The following is a 6,823-nucleotide window of genomic DNA, read 5'->3' on the forward strand; positions in this document are numbered from 1 at the left end:
CGCTCGGCCGATGGTCCCCCTCCCCCGCTTCGCGGGGGAGGTAAGATCCTACTTGATCCGGTTGGCGCGGATGGCGCGTTGGCCGTCGACGTTGAGGAAGTAGCCGCCCATCGCGGTCTTGCGGATCTCGATGGTCGATCCGGCGCGGGCGCCCTTGCGCAGCGGCTCGGTGTCGGTCTGCAGCCAGACGGCCCCGTCCTCCAGCTCAAACACCCACTTGCCGTCGCCGCGAAGCGAGGCCCGCTTGACCGTCGTGGTGATGCGATCCAGCGGCGGGGGTGGTTCGGTCCGCGCGCTTTCCGGCGCATCGGCCCGAGCCGCACGGGCCGGACGGTCGAAAATATCCAGCGAGGGGAGCGAGAAGCCGAACGCCTGGCGACGCACCTTCTCGGCGCGGGCGCGGTCGACCACCACGATCTCGCCCTTGGCCTCGGCCTGCACCAGGCTGGCGGCGGCCGCGTCGTAGCAGGCGAGGCGCTGGGCGTTGTCGGTCAGCGCCCGGCAGGCGCCCAGCGCCTTGACGACGGCGGGCGGCTCCTCCGGTGTTTGCGCAGAGGCGCTTTGGGCCAGGGTGGCGGCGACGCCCGCGAGCAGGACAACAAACAGGCGCATGGGGTGAATCTCCGGTCGGACCGGTGGTCATTGAACCCGGTGCGCGGCGGGGGCGCAATCGCGGCGGGAAACGCAACGAAATTGGTACGTTGATACTTATTTCGGGATACATCATGCGCGGCGTTACCGATCCCGCCAAATCTGTGGCCGGAATGCGACAGTCACAGGATCGTTGCGTTGCGCATAGCGTTGATCGTTGACCCTTGGACAAGGACCCTCGTAACAGGCCCCCAACCGGCATCGCGTTTGCGTTCCGGGACGACTTTACCTGGGGAGCGGACGCCCGCGTGGCAGTCCCGCTGGAGGATCTGAAATCGTGACATTCATGAACACCCGGAAGCGCCTGATGGCGTCTTCCATGATCTGTGGCGCCGCATTCGCCGCGCTTTCCGCCACCAGCGCTCAGGCCCAGGCCGAGGATGACGGCTCCGTCGCCGAAGTCGTGGTCACCGGCTCGCGCATCGTCCGCCAGGACTTCGTGGCCGCCAGCCCGATCGCCACCGTGACCGGCGACGCCACCACGGCCAACGCCGACGTGACGCTGGAAACGTTCCTCAACACCCTGCCGCAAGTGAACCCGGCGGGCACGTCGAGCTCGAACAACCCGGGCAACGCCGGTCAGTCCAACGTCGACCTCCGCGGTCTCGGCGCCAACCGCAACCTGGTGCTGGTCGATGGCCGCCGTCCGATGTTCTCGGACAACCAGAGCCGCGTCGACCTGAACACCATTCCGCAGGCGCTCATCGAAAGCATCGAAGTGATCTCCGGCGGCGCGGGCGCGACCTACGGCGCCGACGCCGTGTCGGGCGTCGTCAATATGAAGCTGAAGAAGAACTTCGAAGGCCTCGATATCCGCGCCACCTACGGCGACTCCACCGACTATTCTGACGCGCGCGAATACCAGTTTTCGGCTGTCGTCGGCGGCAACTTCGCCGACGGCCGCGGCAACGCGGTGCTGGGTTTTGACCGCGCGGTGCGGGAAGAAGTCAGCAAGGGCCAGCGCGCCTTCGCGGCGCTCGCCACGTCGACCACGGGCACCCCGCCGGCCGGCGCCATCCGCTTCAACAACGGCAACGCCATTCCGCTGGCGGCCGTTCAGGCTTTGTTTGGCACCTACGGCGTCGCGCCGACGGCAGTGTCCTCGGGCTCGGGCCTTCTGGGGTTCAACCTTGACGGTTCGCTGTACTACGCCGGTGTCGCCAACAACCCGACCCTGCAGGTCCAGAACTTCCGCTATCCGATCGACGTGGCGGTCAACACCCGCTTCTTCCCGGACTTCTACAGCTACAACTTCGATGCCCCGAACGCGCTCGTGCTGCCGCTCGACCGCTACTCGTTCATGTCGAAGATCGACTACGAGTTCGAGAACAAGGTGAAGGTCTTCGCCAACGTCGGCTACACCGAGTACACGGCAATCACCGCTCTGGCTCCGACCCCGATCCCGACCGTTCAGACCGGCGCCATCGGCACCGCCACCTCGAACCAGGTGTCCTCGGCTCTGGTGACCCCGGGTTCGCGGGTGGGTAACAACCTCGTCGTTCCGGTGACCAACCCGTTCATTCCGGCGGCCCTGCGCACGCTTCTGGCGGCCCGGACCGGGGACGACCCGTTGCTGGTCGGCGCCGGCGCGACGGAGCCCTGGCTCTATGCGTTCCGCCCGCTTTCGTTCGGCGCCCGGACGGCCAACTATGACAACCGCGTCGTCCAGTACCTGGGCGGCCTGTCGTTCCCGATCGGTGAGAACTGGACTGTCGAGGCCTACATCAGCCGCGGCACCACCGACATCACCCGGACGCAGGGCGGCAACATCGACACCCAGCGCCTGAGCGATGTCCTGGCCCATCCGACGCAAAACGCCACTGGTTCGAACGGCGCCTGCGTCAACGACAACTTCTTCGGTGACCGCGCGCTCTCCGACTCCTGCCGCCGCTACCTGGCCACCTTCGTGACCCGGGTCGAGCGTTACGAGCAGATCGTCGGTCAGGCCTTCATCCGCGGCGACCTGATGGAAGTTCCCGCGGGCATGGTTCAGTTGGTCGGCGGCGCCGAGCGTCGGGAGATGGAGTACAACCTCCGCTTCACCTCGAACCCCGGTCCGTTCTCCGGCTTCACCGTCGGCAATCCGGAAGCCGGCTCCTCGAACTTCACCGACGTGTTCGGCGAACTGCTGATCCCGATCGTGAAGGACGTCGAATTCGCCGAAAACCTCGAGCTGATCCTGGGCGGCCGCTACTCCTGGTCGCAGTTCGAAAACCTGCTCACCGGCGCCCGCAGCGACTCGCGCGGTTCGTTCACCTACAAGGCCGAGGTCAACTGGGCCGTGAACGACTGGGCCCGCCTGCGCGGTTCGTTCCAGCGCGCGAACCGTGAGCCGAACTTCAACGAACTGTTCGTCGGTTCGGCCTCGGCCCCGCAGATCTTCGACCCCTGCTCGGCCTTCACCAACGCCTTCACCACCAACGCCCAGGTCCGTGCGCTCTGCACGGCGCAGGGCGTCGGCGCGGCGGGCGCGAACACGGCGCCGGGTTCGCAGGCCAACATCAACCTGGCCGGCAATCAGAACCTGACGGCGGAAAAGGCCGACACCTTCACCATCGGCGGCGTGTTCAATTCGCCGTGGGAAGGCCAATGGACCGACCGCCTGACGGTGTCGCTCGACTACTACAACATCAAGATCAAGGATCCGATCCTGGTGTTCGACACCAACACCGCCATCGCGTCGTGCTTCAACTACAACGGCGCGAACCCGACGTACTCGAACACCAACGTCTATTGCGCCGGGATCCAGCGGACGGGCGGCAGCCTGACCAACGCCACGATCAACAACCCGCTGGCGCCGCTGGCTGGGGACCGGGCGTGGCCATTCGAGAATGGTGGCCTGGTCAAGACCTCGGGCATCGACTTCCAGGTTGCCTACGGCTTCGACTGGGCGTGGATGGGCCTGCCGGATTGGATGGGCCGCGTGGACATGAGCCTCCTGCTCACCCACGTGCTCGAGTACAAGCAGGCCGACCGTCAGGGTCTGCCGGCGACCGACTACACCGGCACGATCTCCTACTTCGGCTCCGGCCTCGGTTCGAGCTACCCGGACTGGAAGGCGACGTTCAACACCCGTCTGGCGTTCGACAAGATCGGCATGATGGGCTGGGAGACGAGCGACTTCAGCCTCGGCAGCCGGGTCCGCTTCATCGACGCGATGCAGAACCGTCAGCTGGCCCAGTATCCGGGCGAGACGTTCCTCGGCACCGCCGGCGTGAACCAGAACGTGAAGTCGACCTTCTACTGGGATCTCGACGCCACGCTCGGCCTGACGGACAACGTGGAACTGAAGATCGGGGTCAACAACGTCCTCGACCAGCAGCCGCGCCTCTACGCGCCGAACGTGCAGTCGGGCACCGACCCGTCGACCTACGACATCATCGGCCGCCGTCTGTTCGGCCAAGTGAAGATGCGCTTCTAAGCGCGTCACGATCCTCTAGAGATGGGGCGGCGGAGCGATCCGCCGCCCTTTTTCGTTGCCGGACTGTCGGCGTGCGGGCCGGCGCCGACTGACGGAGTCGCCGAGTGAGCTTGAGGATCGCGCTTTCGCCGGACGGGAAGACCGACGCGCAGGCGCGCGCCTTCGCCGCGCGCGGACGACTGCATGCGCCGGACTTCCTGACTTCGCCGTCGGCCGAGGCGCTGGCGGACGTGCTGACCGGTCTCGCCTGGACTCAGTCGGTGCTCGTCAACGGCAAGCCCTATGATCTGGGTCCGGAGGCGCTCGCGGCTCTGCCCCCAGAGCGGGCTTTAGAGCTCGACGCGGCCGTCGGGCGGGGCGCCCGCGAGGGCTTCCAGTACCGGTTCGACACCTGGCGCATCAGCGACGTCGCGGAGGCGGGCGGCGCGGAGGCCGAGACCGCGCCGCCGCCGCTGATGGCGCTCTATGACCTCCTCAACGGCGAGGCGTTCCTCGACTGGGTGCGCGCGGTGACGGGCGAGCCCGCCTGCGCCTATGTGGACGCCCAGGCGACCCGCTACCGGGCCGGCGACTTCCTGACCGCGCACGACGATGACGTCGACGGCAAGCATCGACTGTTCGCCATTGTCCTGGGGCTGACCCGGGAATGGCGCGCCGACTGGGGCGGTCTGCTGGTGTTTCACGACGACGATGGGCACGTGGAGGGCGGCTACACCCCCACGTTCAACTCGCTCAACCTGTTCCGGGTGCCGCAGTCGCATGCCGTCACCCAGGTGGCGAGCTACGTTGAGGCCGAAAGATTGTCCGTCACGGGCTGGATCCGGACCGCCGAAGCGCGTCCGCGATAGGACGGATCAGCGCCGCTCGTTCCAGCCGTAGGCCACCCAGTGATGGCCGCCAAGATGGCGAGCTTCGATCACACCGGCGTCGGCGTGCGCCGTGGCCCGACGTCGCCGCGCCCTCGCGGTAAGGGCGGCCAAGCCGAGCAAGGCGCTGGCGATCACGGCCAGCACCGCCACGGTGGCGGCTGCGAACACCGCGAGTACGGCGCCCATGACCACGGTGAGCGTGGTGATGATCAAGGCGGCGGCATTGCGGAACATCGGCGCTCCCGGGTGGGCAGGTCGGTGGTCGTACGACAGAGGCATGACAACACACCTCGCATGATCGTCAACTGGGAACTCGATGACGTTTCGGCAAGATGGGTCAGATTGCGCCCGCGAGGGCTTTTCGTTCACGCTGTATCTGGCTGAAGGCGGCATTGATGGCGCTGGCCTTGGCCTCGGCCACCTCCATGAAGGCCGCCGGGAGGCCCCGGGCGTGCAGCCGGTCCGGGTGCGCCTCGGACAGCCGGGCCCGCCAGGCGCTCCGCACCACATCGTCCGGAGCGTCGGCCGGGACATCCAGGATCACGTAAGGGTCGTCGTCGCCGGCCCCCAGGTGGGTCGCCTTCAGCCGTCGCACGGTCAGCGGCGAGAGCCCGAAGAGCTCGCCCACGCGCTCAAGATAGGCCAGCTCGTCGCCGGTCACCACGCCGTCGGAACTCGCGATGTGGAACAGGCCGTCGAGCACGTCCTCCAGAAGTTCCGGACACCCGCCGTAGCGCTTCCGCAGTCGGCGCGCGTAACCCTCGAAGCCGCGCGTGGTCTGACGTGCGAGCTGATAGAGGCGGCGCACCGCGCCCTCGCTGCCGTCGTCCGCCTGGAAGACCGTCGAGAAGGCCGCGTATTCCTGGGTTTGAGCGAGGCCATCGGCCTTGGCGAGCTTGGCGCCGAGCGCCGTGACCGCCGTCGAGAACGCAGGGTCCGCGCCCGGCGGACCGGGGGGGCAGAGTTCGCACTCTGCTTCATCGACCCCGCGCACGGCGAGACCGGCGATTTTGCGCCAGAAGCTCATTTCGGTAAGGGCTTGCATTAGGCTGGTGGCGGAAGCGTGACAATCGGGCCGGGAGGTTAAGTTTTGGAGAGGCGCTGCGCCTTCGCGATCGACCGGGGCGGCACCTTCACCGATGTGATCGCCCGCTGGGACGACGGCGAGACGGTTTCGCTGAAGCTGCCCTCGGCCTCGGCGGCCTATGCCGACGCCGCCGTGGAGGCGATGCGGCGGATCCTGGACGCGACGCCGGGCGCGCCGTTTCCGGCCCATCGGGTCGAGGCGATCCGCATGGGTACGACGGTGGCCACCAACGCCCTGCTTGAGCGACGCGGCGCCAAGACCCTGTTCGTGACGACCCGCGGGTTCGGCGACGCGCTGATGATCGGCGACCAGGCGCGGCCCGACCTCTTCGCCTTGGATGTGGTGCGACCGCCGCCGCTTTATGCCGGCGTGGTGGAAGCTGACGAGCGGTTGGCCGCAGATGGGGCGGAGGTGACGCCGCTGGACGAAGGGGCGCTTGCGGACGCGCTGCGCGCCGCCGTGGCCGATGGCTTCGAGGCCTGCGCCATCGCCTTCCTGCACGCCGACCTGAACGCCGATCACGAGCGGCGGGCGGCTGAACTCGCTCGGGTCGCGGGATTCGGCTTCGTGGCGACCAGCCATGAGGTTTCGCCTCTGCCGCGCTTCCTGCCGCGCGCCGAGACCACGGTGGCGGACGCCTATCTGACGCCGGGCTTGAGGGCCTATGTGCGCCAGGTCTCGCAGGCTGTGGCGGGCGCGCCGCTGTGGTTCATGACCTCGGCCGGCGGGCTGGTTCGGGCCGAAGCGTTCCGGGGCCGCGATGCGGTGGTTTCCGGACCCGCCGGCGGCGTGGTC

Annotated in this window: 6 protein-coding genes; 3 read left to right on the forward strand and 3 right to left on the reverse strand. The window is 67.7% G+C overall.

Annotation, left to right across the window (positions count from 1 at the left end):
* Positions 1-48: 48 nt before the first annotated feature.
* Entirely contained in the window at positions 49-612 is a 564-nt protein-coding gene (locus ACIQ3R_RS13220) for a hypothetical protein (RefSeq protein WP_397419239.1), read from the reverse strand.
* 346 nt (positions 613-958) lie between these two features.
* Here ACIQ3R_RS13220 and ACIQ3R_RS13225 point away from each other — a divergent pair, with 346 nt between their 5' ends.
* On the forward strand, positions 959-4,072 hold the full coding sequence (locus tag ACIQ3R_RS13225; RefSeq protein WP_397419241.1) for a TonB-dependent receptor domain-containing protein: 3,114 nt from the start codon (positions 959-961) through the stop codon (positions 4,070-4,072).
* Between the two features lie 104 nt (positions 4,073-4,176).
* On the forward strand, positions 4,177-4,920 hold the full coding sequence (locus ACIQ3R_RS13230) for a 2OG-Fe(II) oxygenase (protein ID WP_397419243.1): 744 nt from the start codon (positions 4,177-4,179) through the stop codon (positions 4,918-4,920).
* 6 nt (positions 4,921-4,926) lie between these two features.
* Here the strand turns inward: ACIQ3R_RS13230 and ACIQ3R_RS13235 are convergent, their stop codons facing one another.
* A complete protein-coding gene (locus tag ACIQ3R_RS13235; RefSeq protein ID WP_397419245.1) occupies positions 4,927-5,175 on the reverse strand; it encodes a hypothetical protein in 249 nt (82 codons plus the stop codon).
* 103 nt (positions 5,176-5,278) lie between these two features.
* Complete coding sequence (locus tag ACIQ3R_RS13240; RefSeq protein WP_397419249.1) at positions 5,279-5,968, reverse strand: TerB family tellurite resistance protein; 690 nt, start codon at positions 5,966-5,968, stop codon at positions 5,279-5,281.
* 63 nt (positions 5,969-6,031) lie between these two features.
* Between ACIQ3R_RS13240 and ACIQ3R_RS13245 the strand changes: the two genes are divergently transcribed.
* Positions 6,032-6,823, forward strand: a 792-nt coding sequence (locus tag ACIQ3R_RS13245; RefSeq protein ID WP_397419247.1) for a hydantoinase/oxoprolinase N-terminal domain-containing protein, incomplete at its 3' end; no start/stop codon positions are given.

It is taken from the genome of Phenylobacterium sp. (genome assembly GCF_044371015.1).
Classification (GTDB): Bacteria; Pseudomonadota; Alphaproteobacteria; order Caulobacterales; family Caulobacteraceae; genus Phenylobacterium.

Bases quoted from the DNA above. Each gene is read 5' to 3' on its own strand.
- ACIQ3R_RS13220 (WP_397419239.1), bottom strand. From the start codon at position 612: ATGCGCCTGTTTGTTGTCCTGCTCGCGGGCGTCGCCGCCACCCTGGCC.
- ACIQ3R_RS13225 (WP_397419241.1), top strand. From the start codon at position 959: ATGGCGTCTTCCATGATCTGTGGCGCCGCATTCGCCGCGCTTTCCGCC.
- ACIQ3R_RS13235 (WP_397419245.1), bottom strand. From the start codon at position 5,175: ATGTTCCGCAATGCCGCCGCCTTGATCATCACCACGCTCACCGTGGTC.
- ACIQ3R_RS13240 (WP_397419249.1), bottom strand. From the start codon at position 5,968: ATGAGCTTCTGGCGCAAAATCGCCGGTCTCGCCGTGCGCGGGGTCGAT.